We start from the raw sequence: 16,730 nt of genomic DNA, 5'->3' as shown, positions 1-16,730 counted from the left end.
AATCCCTCTTTATATCATTAATCTGTGATTCGAGAAAATAATGGGGAGAAAGGAGGTAAAGATAAAATATCAAAAATACTCATTCTCTTATAAATTTTTTGAAAAAGAAGAGTGGACCATTAATCCACTCTTCTTTTACTTTTTGTGAATAATTTTACATCTGAAACATTATTCGGTATTAATGAAGAAACGTTTAAATCCCTTCCTTGGGTAAGATTTTCAAGACGCCTTATCGCTTCATTAAACTCTTCCACAGTCATTTGGTTTGTTGCAAGTAAGGAAGTAAGGATGGCAAATGCAATTGGAGTTGTATCTACAAATACGTCGACTTTCACATCTACATCAGAATTGCCACTTTGTCCAATTGTGTTAATGTTTTCGCTTTTAATCTTTACATTATCTTCTTGGAATGCAAGAGAATCGGAGGAGTTGTTATGGTTTCTTGAATTTTGCCAACTAGGAGGGATGTACTGGTTCTTATCTCTGTATCTTTCCATTATTTCCACCTATCTTAATTAAGGGTGGAACACTTATATCCCACCCTCATTGTTTATTAAAAATCTACATCTACATCAGTATTTTGATCTTGCTCGTTGTCTTGATCTTGATCTGATCTTACACGTGCATTGCTTCTGCTGTTTAGTGTAATATCTACGCGAGAATTTCCCGAATTATTGATTGTTGCTCTAGCAACATTTGTATTTCTGTCAGTATTACGTACATCTGCCTCTGCCTCTGATTCTGAACGATTGCGAACGTCATTTTCAAAATCGTTGTTTACATCCACATTCACATCTGTGTTTGTGTTATTACGGCGGTTTCTTCCACTTTCACTTCTTGCCATTTAATAATCCCCCTAAATTTTTTAATTTTTACTTCTAGTCTTCGACATCTATATTTGTATTTTGTTCTTGGTCACTGTCTTGTTCTTGGTCAGTGTTAGCACGAGCGTTACTGCGGCTGTTTAATGTAACATTCACACGAGCATTTCCTGAATTAGCAAGAGTTGCTCTTGCCACATTGGTATTTCTGTCTGTGTTGCGAACTTCAGCCTCTGCTTCAGATTCTGAAGTATTTCTTACTTCATTATCGAATTCATTATCAACCTCAACATTAACATTGGAGTTATTGTTGTTATTGTTATTTCTACCAGAACCTCTAAATACAGATTGATTTCCTTGATTATCAAATTCTCTTGTTCTTCTCAATTGATTCCACTCCTTTCCCTTTTCTATTAAGTAGTTTATTCCCGAAATGCACTATGGATTGGACAAGTTACCGAGGTTAAATACCCATTTGCTGTAAAATAAGATTATATTTATCTAAAATTTGTAATATGGACTAAATTAAATAAAGAAGGAAATGCAGGAAAAGAAGACTCAGAGAAGGAGAGTAATACAGTGGAGGCATTATAGAAATAAAGGACTAACGAATGGCCGTTAGCCCTTTTCACATTAGTATTCTTGATCTGACACCATTGATTCAATATACTCATGAAGTTTGTCCTCTTCATAATCATTCAGTTCCCTCATCGGAATGACGGTTAATTTAGTGGGATCATTCCCACGTACTTCGGCAACTAATAACTCATCTAGATACACATTAAAGGCTGGTTCATTCTCATGCGAACTTTTAATTGTTTCTTTATGGAAATTCGGTTTCTTTTCTTCCATGATTTTTCCTCCAACTTATTTATTTCCACCTTACTATTTCCAAATTTTAAAGAAACCATTAAATTTTCATTTTCTCGTAATAATAAGGATGGAGGTGATAAAAAAATGGAGAAACAAAATAAGTTTCCAGTACCCATGAATGATATGGGTGAACCAACTGAAATGAGTCCCGAGAATGAATCGAAGGCACCAATGGTGGAAGTGAATCAACCTACTGACACACAGGACCCGCTTGAGATTAGAGATCGTGCCTCAGTCACTGTATACTAAAAATAAAACAGGTAAAACAAAATGTTTTGCCTGTTCAAAATTCCTTCAAGCCTAAAATTAGGTTTTGACAGTCTTTGTTATACATGCTAATATGGCTATTAAATTCAAAATGTTTGTAAAAATTACATAAGAAATGCAACAGGTGCTGTTTAATATTAAACAGCTTAAAAGGGAAGACCGGTGGAAATCCGGCGCGGTCCCGCCACTGTAAAGGTGAGCAACTTATCAAAAACCACTGTTTCAGTTAGAAATGGGAAGGGGTAAGGAGCGATGAACCTAAGCCAGGAGACCTGCCTGTTGTATGCGCTTGAACTCTACGGGTGTATAGGGGGGAGTGAGGAATACGTGTTGAGAAAGCCAAAAGGTCTCAATTCCAGTTAACTGTGCGTATCAATCTCTCTTTCCATTGAAAGGGAGATTTTTTTGTTGGGACAAAAATACAAACATATAAGGGGATGTTTCTAGAAAATGAAAAGTTCGAATTTAGGGTATCCGAGAATTGGAGAAAAACGCGAGTGGAAAAAGGCATTGGAACAGTTTTGGACAGGAAAATTAGAAAAAGAGCCATTTTTAAAACAAATGGAGGAGATTCGCCTGAAACACCTCCAAAAGCAAAAGGACCAAGGAATCGACTTGATTCCTGTAGGTGACTTTAGCCTATATGACCATGTCCTTGATACAGCAGTAATGTTCGGGCTTGTACCAAAGCGGTTTATCTATAAGGGTGGTAAAGTCTCACTTGAAACATATTTTGAAATCGCAAGAGGAACAAAGGATGCTGTAGCAGCAGAAATGACAAAATGGTTTAACACCAACTATCACTATATTGTTCCGGAACTGGACCAAACTGTTCCGACTCTTGTTGAAAACCGCCCGCTTCAATTTTATAAAGAGGCAAAACAAAAACTTGGGATTAAAGGAAAGCCAGTAATAATAGGTCCGGTTACATTTGTTAAATTATCAAAAGGGTACACTAATTTAAAGACAGTCATTCATCAATTCATTCCATTATATGCTGAAATTTTGCGTGAGCTGCAAGCAGAGGGCGTTGATTGGGTACAAGTCGATGAACCTATTTTAACGACATCGCTCTCAAGGGAAGAGGTAGAACTAATTGCTGACGTCTACCAGCAATTGCATGATGCTGCACCTAACGTAAACATCTTGCTGCAAACCTATTTTGATAGCATCGATTATTACGAGAAGATATTTTCACTACCTGTTCAGGGAATAGGGTTGGATTTTATCCATGATCGCGGTGAGAATTTGGCTTCCTTGAAGAAGTTTGGATTCCCGGAAGATAAGGTGCTTGCGGCGGGGATTCTCGATGGGCGTAATATCTGGCGCGCCAATCTTGATGAGAAGTTATCATTACTTTCCGAGATCGCGGAGATCGTTCCAGAGGATCGCCTCATTGTACAGCCATCATCAAGCTTATTACATGTTCCTGTAACAGTGAAGAGTGAAGATACACTTGAAGAGGTGCTAAAAAATGCCCTATCCTTTGCGGATGAAAAATTACATGAAGTGGTTGTTCTAACAAAAGGACTTCGTCTAGGGAAAGATTCCATCAAAGAAGAAATCGCTTCAAGAACAAAAGCGATTAAAGCATTAAATGAATCAACGTTCCGAAACAATCAACAAGTACAAAACGACATTCAAAACTTGGCTTCGGTTCGTGCTGAACGTGATGTACCATTTAACATTCGACAAGCCATCCAGGAAACAACATTCCGATTACCGCTTTTGCCGACAACAACGATTGGGAGCTTCCCGCAAACACAGGAGGTCCGGAAGCAGCGTCAACTGTGGCGTAAAGGTGAGTTAACCGATGCGAAATATGAGAAATATATTAATGCAGAGATTAAAAAATGGATTGAGATCCAAGAAAAACTTGGGCTGGATGTGTTTGTTCATGGAGAATTTGAGCGAACCGATATGGTTGAATACTTTGGTGAAAAATTAGCTGGGTTTCAATTCACCAAATACGGATGGGTGCAGTCTTATGGATCCCGTTGTGTTAAACCGCCGCTAATTTATGGAGACGTATCCTTCCAAGACCCAATGACCGTTAAGGAAACAGTCTATGCTCAGTCGTTAACTGAAAAGCCTGTAAAAGGGATGTTGACAGGACCAATTACGATTCTAAACTGGTCGTTTGTCCGCGATGATATTCCGCGCTTTGAGGTGGCGAATCAAATTGCCCTTGCACTTCGAAAAGAAGTAGAATTGCTAGAGGAAAATGGAATTAGCATGATTCAAGTGGATGAACCAGCACTCCGTGAAGGGCTGCCATTAAAGCGTGAAAACTGGGCAAGCTATTTGAATGCAGCGGTTTATGCCTTTAAACTTTCGACCACATCCGTGCGAAATGAGACCCAAATTCATACCCATATGTGTTATGCGAATTTTGAAGACATCATCGATGCAATTAACGCTCTTGATGCGGATGTTATTTCAATTGAGACATCCAGAAGCCATGGTGAATTACTTTCCGCGTTTGAAGAGAATATCTATGATAAAGGTATTGGTCTGGGAGTATACGATATTCATAGTCCTCGAGTACCTGCACTTGAAGAATTAACGAGAAACATTGAGCGTGCGCTCCAAGTCCTTGAACCAAAGTTGTTCTGGATTAATCCTGACTGCGGCTTGAAAACCCGCGGGTTAGAGGAGACCATTGCTGCATTGGAAGTAATGGTTGAGGCTGCGGAGCAAGTGAGAGAGAAACTAGTGGTGAAAAAATAAAATACTTGTAAAAGTGTAAGTAGTATACTATATTAGTTGATATACAATATTTAGTGTTTGTTTTTAAAGATAGATACTAAATATAGATAATAACCAATGAAAATGGTGTCTATATATAGACTTAATAGGGAATCTGGTGTAAATCCAGAACTGTACCCGCAACTGTAATTGCTGACGAAATAATCGTATCCACTGTCCTCGGACGGGAAGGGATTAGAGTAGGGTGGAAGCATAAGTCAGGAGACCTGCCATTTTTATAGCGTGTTATCTTCTTCGGGAGGAAGGAAGATAGAACGAGGGGTATTCTGACTAATACAGTGTTGCTGCTGTTTTACTAGATCAATCCACGTTTTATTAAACCCATCTTCTTTGAAGATGGGTTTTTTACTGTTGTTAGAACAAGTAATAATGACCGAGCGGTTGGACGAAGGGCGGTATTGGGGCACAAAGGAAGATAATTGTTACCGAGGGACGTGTAAAAAGTTCTAATCGGTCACAAAAGCAGATAAATGTGCCCGTACACTAGTGAAAAGAGTACCAATGGTCATAAAAAAAGATAATTACGACCGAACTCTTCAATATCGGCGAGCGACGGTCACAAAAAAGGGGTAATCATATGAATGTTAAAAATCATCCTGAAATGGATACTGTTTTAGAGGCCATTAAAAGAGCAAATGAAAAATACAAACTGGATACAACACAGCTAGTCCAAAAGATAGCCGAACTAGAGGAATCTTCACGATATGACCAATCATTGCTTTATGCCTTAAATCAAATCTCCATGGAACATCCCAACTGGACCTTTCTTGCGGCAAACCTATTTTTAAATGATTTATATCATAAAGCAGCCAAACATAGAGGATATAACCAAACAGAAAAATACGGTGATTTTTATAGACTACTTACCTATCTTACGAAAATAGGAATCTACTCGGAAGATCTATTAAATGATTATACCCGGGAAGAGATTGAAATCTTGGGGGCTGAAATAGATCCAAACAAAGATTATTTGTTTAATTACATAGGCTTATTTTTATTAGCAGATCGATACCTTGCAAAGGATTATGAAGGTAAAACTTACGAATTACCTCAAGAACGGTTCATGATTATCGCCATGACTTTAATGAAAAACGAACCTAGGGATAAGCGGATCTCGTATGTAAAAGAAGCATACTGGGCATTAAGCAACTTGTATATGACAGTTGCCACCCCGACCCTCTCGAATGCCGGGAAAAGCTTTGGACAGCTTTCCTCCTGTTTTATTGATACGGTGGACGATTCGTTAGACGGAATTTATATGAATAATTGGGATATTGCCCGTCTGAGTAAAGATGGCGGCGGTATTGGCATTTATCTTGGAAAAGTCCGTGCCTTAGGGTCCGATATCAAAAAATTCAAAGGTAATTCATCCGGGGTTGTCCCGTGGATCAGGCTGATTAATGATACGGCTGTGAGTGTGGATCAGCTAGGGCAAAGACAAGGAGCCATCGCCGTTTACTTAGATGTTTTCCATAAAGACATGATGAATGGCTTTTTAGATTTAAAAACAAACAATGGAGACGAAAGACGAAAGGCACATGATATTTTCACGGGTGTTTCCATCCCAGATTTGTTTATGAAGAAACTGGAAGAAGTCGATGAAAATGGCCGAAGCATCGGAGAATGGCATACCTTTTGTCCGCATCAAGTCAAACAAATCATGGGCTGGAAGGATGAAGACGGAACGCCTCTTGGTTTAGAAGATTTTTATGACGAGCTGGATGAAAAGTTCTTTACTGAAAAATACGAAGAAGCGGTAAGGCATCCATTACTGCCAAGGAAAACGTATCGGGCAATGGATATTATGGCGCGAATTATGATTTCTCAATTAGAAACAGGAACGCCATATATGTTTTATCGAGATGAAGTCAACCGGCAAAATCCTAACAAACATATAGTAGGAATTGGACGTACGTCTATTTTTTGCAGCAATTTGTGTACGGAGATTGCTCAAAATATGTCTGCTACAACCATTGTCAAAGAATATAAGGATGAAGATGGAAATATCGTGATTGTTCGCAAACCTGGGGATTTTGTAGTTTGTAATTTATCTTCTATTAATCTGCCTAAATCAGTGCATGTTTTAGAACGGTTAATTCCCATTCAGGTAAGAATGTTAGATAACGTCATTGACCTTAATACGATTTCAGTCGGACAAGCGGAAGCGACCAATAAAAAATATCGTGCCATTGGTTTGGGTACATTTGGCTGGCACCATCTCCTTGCCTTAGAGGGGATCTTCTGGGAATCAGATGAGGCCGTTTCATTTGCTGACCGACTTTATGAGGAGATTGCCTACTATACCATTCGCGCTTCAATGTTGTTAGCAAAGGAAAAAGGCTTTTATAGTAAGTTCGCTGGGTCAGAATGGCAAACGGGCCGTTATTTTGAGCGAAAAGGTTATAAAAGTGTACGGTGGAATCAGCTAAAAGAGGATGTTTCCAAATTCGGATTGAGAAATGGCTGGATGATGGCCATTGCTCCTAATTCATCTACAGCAAAAATCGGGGGTTCGACAGATGGAATTGATCCATTGTATGCGGTCGAATACGCGGAAGAAAAGAAGAATTTCAAATTTAAAGTTACGGCACCCGATTTAGATCATAACACTTATAACTATTATCGCCGGTCGAGACATGTCTTGGATCAGACCTGGAGCATTCGACAAAATGCTGCTCGCCAGCGGCACATTGATCAATCGATTAGCTTTAATCTTTATGTTCGTCATGATATTAAAGCGAAGGAATTATTGAATCTTCATATGGAAGCCTGGAAGCAAGGTTTAAAAACAACTTATTACGTCAGAAGTACATCTCAATCAGAAATCGAAGAATGCGAAGCATGCCATAGTTAGTGAACAAAGGGAGGAAATTACAAAATGAATCATACACCATTAACCAAAATTAAACTATTAAACCCGGAATATCCTAATAAGTCAACCGGAATTATCAATGGCAAGTCTTCAGGTTTGTTGAATTGGAATGATATCGCCTATCCAAAAATGTATGATTTGTATCAAACCCTGCTTGCGAATTTTTGGAAGGCGCAAGAAATTAATATGCAGGATGATATTAAACAGTGGGATTCCCTAAGTGAAACAGAAAAAGATGTTTTCCTGCGAATAAACACACAGCTTGCTTCACTTGACAGCCTGCAAACACCGACGATGAGTCAGGTCATGGATTATGTAACAGACTCTAGCTTCAAAGCAATCTTTGCCGTGATTTCACAGCAAGAAGCGGTCCATAATGAATCCTATTCCTATATCTTAAGCTCATTAGTTCCAATTGGCGAACAAAATGAGCGCTTCAATCAAGCCAAAATGGATCCGATTGTTAGGAAGAGAGATCAATTGATTTTAGATGCGTATGAGAATTTTAGAGAGAATCCGACGCCACAATCGTTATTTCAATTATGTGTGAATTCCATTAATCTTGAAGGCATTTATTTTTACGCAGGGTTTGCTTTTTTCTATCATTTAGCTCGTCAGCAAAAAATGATGAAAACCAGTACCATGATCAGTTATATCCAGCGTGATGAAATGCAGCATGCCTACTTTATTGCCCAGTTTATCCGCATTCTTTTAACGGAAAATCCTGCTCTTCATACAGAAGAGAATATCAACTATGTGTATCAAACCATTAACGAGGCGGTCGAGCTGGAGAAGGAATGGGCTCATTACATTTTAGCTGATATAAAGGGTATTGATTTACAGGAATTTGAAGAGTATGTCGAATATCTTGCAAATAAACGGTTGAGACAGTTAGGATTAAACAATCTTTATTCTGAAAAAATAAACCCTATGCCATGGATTCAAGTGTTTGGAGATGACATGGTGAATGAGACGAAGTCGGATTTCTTTGAGCAAAAATCAAGGACCTACTCAAAAGTTTCACAGTCCAATGGGTTTGACGAATTATAAGATGAAGATTGCGATTGTTTATTCGTCTGTTACTGGAAACACGAAAGAATTAGCCGAAGTAATTTATCGGAACTTCCTCGGCCATTCGGTCGACGTAATGATGTATAGGGTTGAAGACTTTTCTCCTGCTTATTTAAGAATCTATGATGCGATTGCGATTGGGACCTATACTTGGGGAGATGGTGAAATTCCTAAAGAAATGTGGAAACTCTATCAAGCATTAGAGGAGCTTAACAATAAAGACTTGGTTACAGCAGTTTTCGGAACCGGAGATAGCTTTTATCCGAACTATTGTGGTGCCGTCAATTTGTTTCGGGATATGTTATACGTTCACACAAACCTTGCTGCCACGTTGAAGGTTGAACTGCTTCCGCAAATACAGGACTTCCAGCGCAGTCAAAATTTTGTGGATTCGATAATAAAAAGGTTAAATCAATTAGCTCACAAATCAGATTTGAAGAATAAACTACAACAAAAATAGGATAAAATCACCATGATATTTCTGATGCAAAGGTGCTGGTGTCCATGAAAGATTTCCATTGCTGTGCAACATGCGAAAATTTTAGAGCGGAGAAAAAATCAGAAGGAATAAACTATTATTGCAGCCGATTAGGTTATGAAACAAAGCCGAACTACAAATTTAATTGCTGGATCCCCAAGGAGAATGTGAAAAAGTTACTGAATAAAAGAAAGAATCAGGGCGGAAGTTAAAATTCCGACCAATCTAAAAAGGATTTGAATATTTTTTCTTATATTTTTGAATAGTTTTTTGTAAATTATTTTTTGAATAGACGAAAAAAGTGAGGACCGAACGCATCGATCCTCACTTTTTTATTGTTCTTAAATAGGTATTTCTTCTTGAGATATATGTAAGATTGTATAGATGACCCCATTTGTTTCTGGTAATTTACTTAAATCGTTTAAAAAATAGAAAACATGATATTCCCATTTATCTGGGTTGTATGAAACAAGAAATTCACTGCCTTCAACCGAGGGGATTTCTTCGCTTATTTTTTCTATTAAGTTATTTAGACTTTCTTGTGGTAGTATTTCCCTTGTAATTTGAAATAAATAGTTGTTCTCTATGACTTTAGATGAAGTTGTATCTATTAGAGGAATACAAATATTAATCTGCTGCCATCCAAACGAATTTATAATATTGTCATAAAAACCATTAAATAAAAACTGATTTAGCCCGTTATGACCTTTCCAAAGATATAAAGGGCAATAACTATTTTGTATATTATCTTGGATTCCTTTTTCTGTTATTAAATAAAGCTTGAACTTTAAATCCTCAAATCCATCTGTTTTATGACCATTATTTTTCACTCTTTTTTTGATGATATTCATATCATAATCACTTGGTAATGTGATTTTGTATTGAGTTGTAAACATTAAAATATCCCTCCTTGATAAACATGGAAAATATAAAACTATTTATTTTATTAAAACATATTTTCACTAAGAACTGGAAGTAATGGAAAGTTCACCAAAGATAAATTGAATTAGGGATTAAAAGTTAGAATAATCAGCATAAACTTTCGATTATGGTGAATATGTTGGATTTTTTTTCTGAGTGAATACTTTTCGCCTAAAAGACGAACATTTTTTATTAATTGACAAATTAATATTCGTGTTATACAATCGATTTTGTGTTTAAGATAATAAGTATTTAAAACTCAACTTAAAGAAGTGGATGAAACCGTCCACTTTCGGGAAACTACATTTATTAGACCTGTTATTTTTAATTTAAAAACTATTTCTTAGTACAAAACCAAAATATGGAGTGAAAACACATGGATAATGTATTTGACTATGAGGATATTCAACTTGTTCCAGCAAAATCTATTGTAAACAGCCGGACTGAATGTGATACAACGGTTACATTTGGCGGTCGTACGTTTAAGCTGCCTGTTGTGCCAGCAAATATGCAGACAATTATAGATGAGAAGATTGCAGTTTATTTAGCGGAAAATAATTACTTCTATATTATGCATCGTTTTCAGCCTGAGAAACGGTTAGATTTTGTTAAAGATATGCAAGCTCGAGGATTGTATGCATCGATTAGTGTGGGCGTCAAAGAAGACGAGTATCGTTTTATAAAAGAATTAGCAGAAGAGAATCTTACACCAGAATACATTACAATTGATATTGCACATGGTCATTCTAATGCTGTCATCAATATGATTCAGCATATCAAGAAACACCTTCCTGGCAGCTTTGTTATTGCAGGAAATGTTGGAACCCCTGAAGCAGTTAGGGAATTGGAACATGCCGGTGCCGATGCCACAAAAGTGGGAATTGGCCCAGGTAAGGTTTGTATTACTAAAATTAAAACAGGATTTGGTACTGGCGGCTGGCAATTAGCTGCACTTAGATGGTGTGCAAAAGCAGCAAGCAAGCCTATTATTGCCGATGGAGGCATCCGTACACATGGGGATATCGCCAAATCTGTTCGCTTTGGAGCATCGATGGTCATGATCGGTTCGTTATTTGCAGGGCATGAAGAATCACCAGGAGAAACAGTTGAAAAAGACGGAGAACTGTATAAAGAGTATTTTGGTTCGGCTTCTGAGTTTCAAAAAGGTGAGAAGAAAAATGTCGAAGGCAAAAAGATGTATGTTAAATTTAAAGGGTCTTTACAGGATACCCTAGTGGAAATGGAGCAGGATTTGCAATCTTCAATTTCCTATGCTGGCGGTAACAAGCTCTCAGCAATTCGAAATGTAGATTATGTCATTGTTAAGAATTCTATTTTCAATGGAGATAAGATCTATTAAGGAATTGTTTTAAACTAAATATAAGTAATGTAAAGTGAGCAAGGTTCTATAGGACTTGCTCACTTTCTAGTTTAGAAGCATTTTTAGTCATTAAAATGAGTGATTGGATTGGTCGATTTTTATATTTTTTTTAGGTTAATATTATTACAATTAAATTTTAAAGATTAATTCCCTCATAAAAATTAGATTTCTTACGAATATTTATATATAGTTTAATAAAGAATGGATATTTTTTTCTGTTCAGCTATTATTAACATTAAAATCAACTTCATGAACAAGGGAATAGGGGAGAGTTTTTTTGAAGGAGTTTGTGGTTTGTTATACCTTAGAAAACGATATAAAAAGAGAAAGAATAATGAAAGAGTCAACTATTAAAAAAGAAGATGTGGTCCAAGAAATACTAGAAAAAATCGAACAACGGAAATACTTTCTTGCGAAGGACAGTAAAGGAGATTGCTGGATTAATAGTTCCTTAATCCGTTATATACGCGTAAATGAAAAGAAACGGCTTAAATATAATCTTATCCATATGTTGTAACTGATTATTGCCTCTTAAATCAACTTTGAGTAACCAATTATACAGGGGAGAGAAGATGAATGTCAGAAGAAACATATCAATCTCGTGAAGAGCGAAAACGAGCAGAAAGAGAAAGACAGAATGAACAAAGGAGTAATCGAATCCCGAAAAAAACTTCCTTGTTAAAGAAGGTCATTATTGTCTGTCTGGTGCTTGGACTCGTTTCAACAGGAGCAGGAGCGATAACGTTCGCTTCCATGATTAAGGATGTGCCTAAATTGGATTCTTCTAAACTGGTAGATCCGCTTTCGACGAAATTTTATGATGAAAATGGAAACTTTTTATATGAATATGGTAAGGAAAAGCGAACAAAAATTACGTATGAACAAGTTCCCAAAGTGCTCGAACATGCGTTTATTGCTACGGAGGATTCCCACTTTTATGAACATCATGGAATCGACATCAAAAGGACGGTTAAGGCTATTTTAGTGAATGTAACAGGAGATTTCGGTTCACAGGGCGGTAGTACCATTACGCAGCAGGTGATTAAAAACTCATTTTTAACTCCTGAGAAAACATTAAAGCGAAAAGTTCAAGAATGGGACTTGGCATATCAGTTAGAACAAAAATATTCTAAGCATGATATTTTAATGATGTACTTAAACAAAATCTACCTTGGAAACCGATCATATGGTGTGGCCACAGCAGCAAAGAATTACTATGGTATTGAAGCGGATGAATTGGACAAATTGACGCTGGCACAGGCGGCAATGCTAGCGGGACTGCCACAAAGTCCAAATAATTATGATCCAACAAAGCCAGAAAACAGAGATGATGCCACGAAACGCCGTAATATTGTTTTAAGTTCGATGCTGAGAGATGGTTATATAACAGTGGAACAAATGAAGGAAGCAGCAAAAGTTCCCGTAACAGAGGGGCTAGTAGAAAAAACCACACAACAAAGTATGCCTTACGAGGCCTTTTTGGATGCAGTAGTGAAAGAAGTAAAGGGAAAACTGAAGGATGTTGACATCAGCACGGATGGGTTATCTATTTATACGACACTGGATCCAAAAGCACAGGATTATGCAGATAAAATAATGAATACCAATGAAGTCATTGCCTATCCAGATGCGAGTTTTCAGGGAGCTTTCGTCTTTTTAGATACAAAGACAGGGGAAGTCAGGGCGATTGGAAGTGGGCGGAACGACTATAAAGCACAATTCCTTGGTAACAACTTTGCAGTCGATTTAAATCGCCAGCCAGGATCTTCATTTAAGCCGATTTTTGACTATGGCCCTGCGATAGAAAAGTTAAAATGGTCCACTGCCCATTTAATCAATGATCAAGCGACTTTCTATTCAACCGGCCAGCCCATTTCAAACTGGGATCACCAATATCATGGATTACTTACGATTAGGACAGCACTTGAAAAATCCTATAATATTCCTGCGCTACTAACGCTTAGAGAGGTTGGACTTGATAGGTCCAAGAACTTTGCAGAACAGTTAGGGATTACTTTTAAAAATAACCAAGTATATGAATCTTATTCAATTGGGAGTAATACCGTCAATCCTGTAGAAATGGCTGGAGCGTACAGTGCTTTTGGAAACGATGGTGTGTACAATAAACCACACTTTGTCCAAAAAGTTGTTTTTCCAAATGGTAAAGTCGTTAATTTTGCCGAAAAACCAAAACGTGTAATGCAGGATTACACTGCCTATATGGTAACGGATATGTTACGATCAGTCGTAAATGAGGGGACAGGGACTACTGCAAACGTCCCAGGATTAGATGTTGCCGGGAAAACAGGAACAACCAATTTTGATGCAAAAACTCGTGCAAGATATGGTTATCCAAGTACTGCAACAAATGACAGCTGGTTTGCTGGATATACACCACAATACACCATGGCAGTCTGGACTGGATATGCACAAAACGGATCTGGAAACTATATGGCTGGAAATACGACGAAAATTGCTCAGTATATGTTTAAAGCCATGATGCAATCCTTTGGAACAGACTCATCCAATTTTCAGCAGCCAGATAGTGTTTACAGCTACAATAATGAACTATATATAAAAGGAAACAGCTCAGCAGAAATCCCTGTAAAACCTAAAATCAACAAAGAAAAAGCAACTCCTAAAAAGATTGAAAATAATAATGAAGATGAAAAATCTCAATCTAAGGATCAAAAAAATCAAAATGGTAAGGGAAAAGGCAAGGCCAAGGGGAAAAATAAAAAGGACTAAGTTGAATGGAAGCATGGGGACGGTTCTTATGCTTCCATTATAACGAGAACTATCCCAAAATAATGGGTATCCCCTTAGTATTTCGAGTTTAAAAAACAATTACAAAGAGTTTTTTTATCTCAATATTTCAATGACATTTTCAGACATTTTTACAGATAGTTGAAAAGAATTTCCAAGATCTTATGATTAAATAAACTGACGAAACCTAATGAGAATAAAATTAAGCCAATAATCCAACAAATAGGCGCAGCTTCTTCGGTTAGGCCTTTGTTCCAAAAGAGCGATCCTAACAATATAAATAAGATTCCAATTACAATGACAATTAATGCTGCCAGCAAAGTAAATCACCAACCTTTTTGACATCTTATTATATTAGTGCTCGTCAGTTGATTGATAAGATATGAAGTTGATTAGAATAATTTAAATATATAAAATATTTTAATATTGACTTGACTTCATACATTGACTAAACTATTGTTAATTAACAAAAAAAGGCATTGAAGAGAAAAAGTAAAATGAAGTTGTTTTCCACAGAGAGCTTCGGCAGCTGAAAAGAAGCAAAAACGCTCATTTGAACAATGGTCTCTGAGCTTCGTACTGAATATACATTATTGTATTAGTAGGCTGCGACGAGTTTTGGCACTCGTTATCAAAGTCACAGTATAAGAGTAGCTTTCTAACTCCGTACTTGTAGAGGCAACTAGTGTGAGCTATTTGCAAAATAAGGTGGTATCACGTGGAATTCAAACCTCGTCCTTAACATTACAGTTAAGGTCGGGGTTTTTTTGTTTTTTTATTAAATTTGTTTTTAGGGAGGATTTTATTAATGAGTATATTTATTGGTGGTGCTTGGGCCTATGCTAATGGCTCTTTACATCTTGGACATATTTCAAGTTTGTTACCTGGTGATATTTTAGCAAGGTATTACCGTCTAAAAGGTGAAAAAGTGTTATATGTATCAGGCAGTGATTGTAATGGGACACCTATTACAATTAGAGCAAAACAAGAAGGAGTGTCGCCAAAAGAGATTGCCGATCGTTATCATCAAGAATTTGCAGATTGTTTTTCTAGATTAGGATTTTCATACGATACCTATACAAGAACGGATACCGTACATCACCACAGAATCGTCCAAGAAATATTTATAAGTCTCCTTTCAAAAGGGCTTATTTATAAAAAAGAAATCGAACAAACCTATTGTGAACATGATCAGCAATTTTTACCTGATCGCTATGTTGAAGGCATTTGCCCCCATTGCGGTTCAAAAGCACGTGGAGATCAATGTGATTTTTGTTCAAGTGTTTTAGAGCCACTTGAGTTATTAGAGAGAACTTGTAAAATTTGCGGAAACCCCCCTACAACGAGAAAGACGGAACATTTTTACTTTTCGTTAAGTTCCTTCCAAGCACTTTTAGAGAACTACACTCAAGCAGCTGACATCAATAAACTATGGCGTGAAAATGCCATATCATTGACGAAAAGATATTTAAAGGAAGGTTTGCAGGATCGCGCAGTTTCGAGAGATTTGCCTATTGGAGTAAGCGTTCCAGTTGCAGGTTATGAGGATAAAAAAATCTACGTTTGGATTGAAGCGGTTTCGGGATACTATACAGCCAGTAAACTTTGGGCGAAAGAAACGAATCAGGACGATTCAACATTCTGGAATACTTCGGCCACATCCTATTATGTTCACGGAAAAGATAATATCCCGTTTCATTCGATCATATGGGCAGGAATCCTGGCTGGTCTTGGAATAGATCCATTACCAACACATATTGTTTCAAACGAGTATCTTACATTAGAAAAGAAAAAGTTGTCGACAAGTAAGAATTGGGCCGTTTGGGTTCCAGAACTATTGGATAGATATGAGCCTGATTCAATCCGTTACTTTTTAACTATCAATGCACCAGAAACCCGGGATGCTGATTTTTCTTGGAAGGAATTCATTTATAGTCACAACAGTGAATTATTGGGGGCATATGGTAACTTCGTCAATCGCACATTGAAGTTTATTCAAAAGTCATTTGAGGGTGTTATACCTGAAAATGACATCACTCCATCCATACAAGAAAAGGTTAATCATTTATATAATGAAGTAGGAGCCTTGATTGAACATACCTCTTTCAAACAAGGCTTGGAAAAGGTTTTTGAATTGGTTAGGTATGCAAATAAATACTTTGATGAACAGCAGCCTTGGAAGCAAATACACCAAGAACCGGAATCCTGTAAACAAACACTTGCCAATTGTGTCTATCTTATTGGAAATTTAGCACATATATTGACTCCGTTTCTTCCTTTCTCAAGTGAAAAAGTTAAAAACATGTTAAATCTACCAGAAACAAATTGGAGTTCTTTTTCGATTAAACCAATACGGTTATTAAACGTGGAACAGTTATTTGAACGCATTGACTTAACAAGAATAGAGGAAGAGCTTGAAAGATTAAACAATCAAACTGTTTAAAATAAATCTATTAGATGAGGTGTATTTATGTTTGATCCATCTCCAGAAGACTGTCGACTAGAAGGAGG

The 16,730-nt window shown here is 37.1% G+C and carries 14 protein-coding genes, 2 riboswitches and 1 other annotated feature; of the genes, 9 read left to right on the top strand and 5 right to left on the bottom strand.

Features of this window, described 5'->3' with window-relative positions; translation table 11 throughout:
* Positions 1 to 119: 119 nt before the first annotated feature.
* The 4 genes from COD92_RS23325 to COD92_RS23310 all read right to left on the bottom strand — a co-directional run bounded on the left by COD92_RS23325 (position 120) and on the right by COD92_RS23310 (position 1,673).
* Entirely contained in the window at positions 120 to 497 is a 378-nt protein-coding gene (locus COD92_RS23325) for a hypothetical protein (RefSeq protein ID WP_098531194.1), read from the bottom strand.
* Between the two features lie 56 nt (positions 498 to 553).
* Positions 554 to 844 carry a hypothetical protein gene (locus COD92_RS23320; RefSeq protein WP_098531195.1) on the bottom strand — a complete coding sequence of 97 codons (291 nt, stop codon included), beginning with the start codon at positions 842 to 844 and terminating at the stop codon, positions 554 to 556.
* Positions 845 to 878: 34 nt separating this feature from the next.
* Positions 879 to 1,208 (bottom strand): hypothetical protein, encoded by a 330-nt coding sequence (locus COD92_RS23315; RefSeq protein ID WP_098531196.1) that lies wholly within the window; start codon positions 1,206 to 1,208, stop codon positions 879 to 881.
* A gap of 246 nt (positions 1,209 to 1,454) precedes the next feature.
* Positions 1,455 to 1,673 carry a hypothetical protein gene (locus tag COD92_RS23310; RefSeq protein ID WP_098531197.1) on the bottom strand — a complete coding sequence of 73 codons (219 nt, stop codon included), beginning with the start codon at positions 1,671 to 1,673 and terminating at the stop codon, positions 1,455 to 1,457.
* 105 nt (positions 1,674 to 1,778) lie between these two features.
* Here COD92_RS23310 and COD92_RS32235 point away from each other — a divergent pair, with 105 nt between their 5' ends.
* The 5 genes from COD92_RS32235 to COD92_RS23290 all read left to right on the top strand — a co-directional run bounded on the left by COD92_RS32235 (position 1,779) and on the right by COD92_RS23290 (position 9,133).
* Positions 1,779 to 1,943 carry a hypothetical protein gene (locus COD92_RS32235; protein ID WP_176541250.1) on the top strand — a complete coding sequence of 55 codons (165 nt, stop codon included), beginning with the start codon at positions 1,779 to 1,781 and terminating at the stop codon, positions 1,941 to 1,943.
* 123 nt (positions 1,944 to 2,066) lie between these two features.
* A riboswitch (cobalamin riboswitch) is annotated at positions 2,067 to 2,255 on the top strand.
* Positions 2,256 to 2,411: 156 nt separating this feature from the next.
* Positions 2,412 to 4,691 (top strand): 5-methyltetrahydropteroyltriglutamate--homocysteine S-methyltransferase, encoded by a 2,280-nt coding sequence (metE, locus tag COD92_RS23305; RefSeq protein WP_098531198.1) that lies wholly within the window; start codon positions 2,412 to 2,414, stop codon positions 4,689 to 4,691.
* An 86-nt stretch (positions 4,692 to 4,777) separates the two neighbouring features.
* Positions 4,778 to 4,958, top strand: a riboswitch (cobalamin riboswitch).
* Between the two features lie 349 nt (positions 4,959 to 5,307).
* Positions 5,308 to 7,584: a ribonucleoside-diphosphate reductase subunit alpha gene (locus COD92_RS23300; RefSeq protein WP_098531199.1), complete on the top strand. Its 2,277-nt coding sequence runs from the start codon at positions 5,308 to 5,310 to the stop codon at positions 7,582 to 7,584.
* Between the two features lie 24 nt (positions 7,585 to 7,608).
* The gene (locus tag COD92_RS23295) at positions 7,609 to 8,652 is read left to right on the top strand and encodes a ribonucleotide-diphosphate reductase subunit beta (RefSeq protein ID WP_098531200.1); all 1,044 of its coding nucleotides are present in this window, start codon (positions 7,609 to 7,611) and stop codon (positions 8,650 to 8,652) included.
* The gene (locus COD92_RS23290) at positions 8,591 to 9,133 is read left to right on the top strand and encodes a flavodoxin domain-containing protein (protein WP_369689375.1); all 543 of its coding nucleotides are present in this window, start codon (positions 8,591 to 8,593) and stop codon (positions 9,131 to 9,133) included. Before COD92_RS23295 ends, COD92_RS23290 begins: the two co-directional genes overlap by 62 nt.
* Positions 9,134 to 9,492: 359 nt before the next feature.
* Here COD92_RS23290 and COD92_RS23280 read toward each other — a convergent pair whose 3' ends face one another.
* Positions 9,493 to 10,047, bottom strand: a complete 555-nt coding sequence (locus COD92_RS23280) for a DUF4865 family protein (protein WP_098996577.1) — start codon at positions 10,045 to 10,047, stop codon at positions 9,493 to 9,495.
* 401 nt (positions 10,048 to 10,448) lie between these two features.
* Here COD92_RS23280 and guaC point away from each other — a divergent pair, with 401 nt between their 5' ends.
* From guaC to metG, 4 genes are all read left to right on the top strand, one after another.
* Positions 10,449 to 11,432, top strand: a complete 984-nt coding sequence (guaC, locus tag COD92_RS23275; RefSeq protein ID WP_098533346.1) for a GMP reductase — start codon at positions 10,449 to 10,451, stop codon at positions 11,430 to 11,432.
* A gap of 298 nt (positions 11,433 to 11,730) precedes the next feature.
* On the top strand, positions 11,731 to 11,970 hold the full coding sequence (locus COD92_RS23270; RefSeq protein WP_098533348.1) for a hypothetical protein: 240 nt from the start codon (positions 11,731 to 11,733) through the stop codon (positions 11,968 to 11,970).
* 59 nt (positions 11,971 to 12,029) lie between these two features.
* Positions 12,030 to 14,201 (top strand): transglycosylase domain-containing protein, encoded by a 2,172-nt coding sequence (locus tag COD92_RS23265; RefSeq protein WP_098533349.1) that lies wholly within the window; start codon positions 12,030 to 12,032, stop codon positions 14,199 to 14,201.
* A gap of 488 nt (positions 14,202 to 14,689) precedes the next feature.
* Positions 14,690 to 14,962, top strand: a binding site (T-box leader).
* 65 nt (positions 14,963 to 15,027) lie between these two features.
* Positions 15,028 to 16,662, top strand: coding sequence for a methionine--tRNA ligase (metG, locus tag COD92_RS23255; protein WP_098533353.1), 1,635 nt, complete (start codon positions 15,028 to 15,030; stop codon positions 16,660 to 16,662).
* Positions 16,663 to 16,730 lie beyond the last annotated feature (68 nt).

Source organism: Bacillus sp. AFS037270 (assembly GCF_002585305.1).
The sequence above is the reverse complement of the archived record's forward strand: the minus strand, read 5'-3'. Positions and strand labels throughout refer to the sequence as shown.

What these genes read in the sequence shown, in the direction of transcription:
- guaC (WP_098533346.1), top strand. Translation starts at nt 10,449, where the DNA reads ATGGATAATGTATTTGACTATGAGGATATTCAACTTGTTCCAGCAAAA.
- COD92_RS23320 (WP_098531195.1), bottom strand. Translation starts at nt 844, where the DNA reads ATGGCAAGAAGTGAAAGTGGAAGAAACCGCCGTAATAACACAAACACA.
- metG (WP_098533353.1), top strand. Translation starts at nt 15,028, where the DNA reads ATGAGTATATTTATTGGTGGTGCTTGGGCCTATGCTAATGGCTCTTTA.
- COD92_RS23265 (WP_098533349.1), top strand. Translation starts at nt 12,030, where the DNA reads ATGTCAGAAGAAACATATCAATCTCGTGAAGAGCGAAAACGAGCAGAA.
- COD92_RS23325 (WP_098531194.1), bottom strand. Translation starts at nt 497, where the DNA reads ATGGAAAGATACAGAGATAAGAACCAGTACATCCCTCCTAGTTGGCAA.
- COD92_RS23300 (WP_098531199.1), top strand. Translation starts at nt 5,308, where the DNA reads ATGAATGTTAAAAATCATCCTGAAATGGATACTGTTTTAGAGGCCATT.
- metE (WP_098531198.1), top strand. Translation starts at nt 2,412, where the DNA reads ATGAAAAGTTCGAATTTAGGGTATCCGAGAATTGGAGAAAAACGCGAG.
- COD92_RS32235 (WP_176541250.1), top strand. Translation starts at nt 1,779, where the DNA reads ATGGAGAAACAAAATAAGTTTCCAGTACCCATGAATGATATGGGTGAA.
- COD92_RS23280 (WP_098996577.1), bottom strand. Translation starts at nt 10,047, where the DNA reads ATGTTTACAACTCAATACAAAATCACATTACCAAGTGATTATGATATG.
- COD92_RS23310 (WP_098531197.1), bottom strand. Translation starts at nt 1,673, where the DNA reads ATGGAAGAAAAGAAACCGAATTTCCATAAAGAAACAATTAAAAGTTCG.
- COD92_RS23295 (WP_098531200.1), top strand. Translation starts at nt 7,609, where the DNA reads ATGAATCATACACCATTAACCAAAATTAAACTATTAAACCCGGAATAT.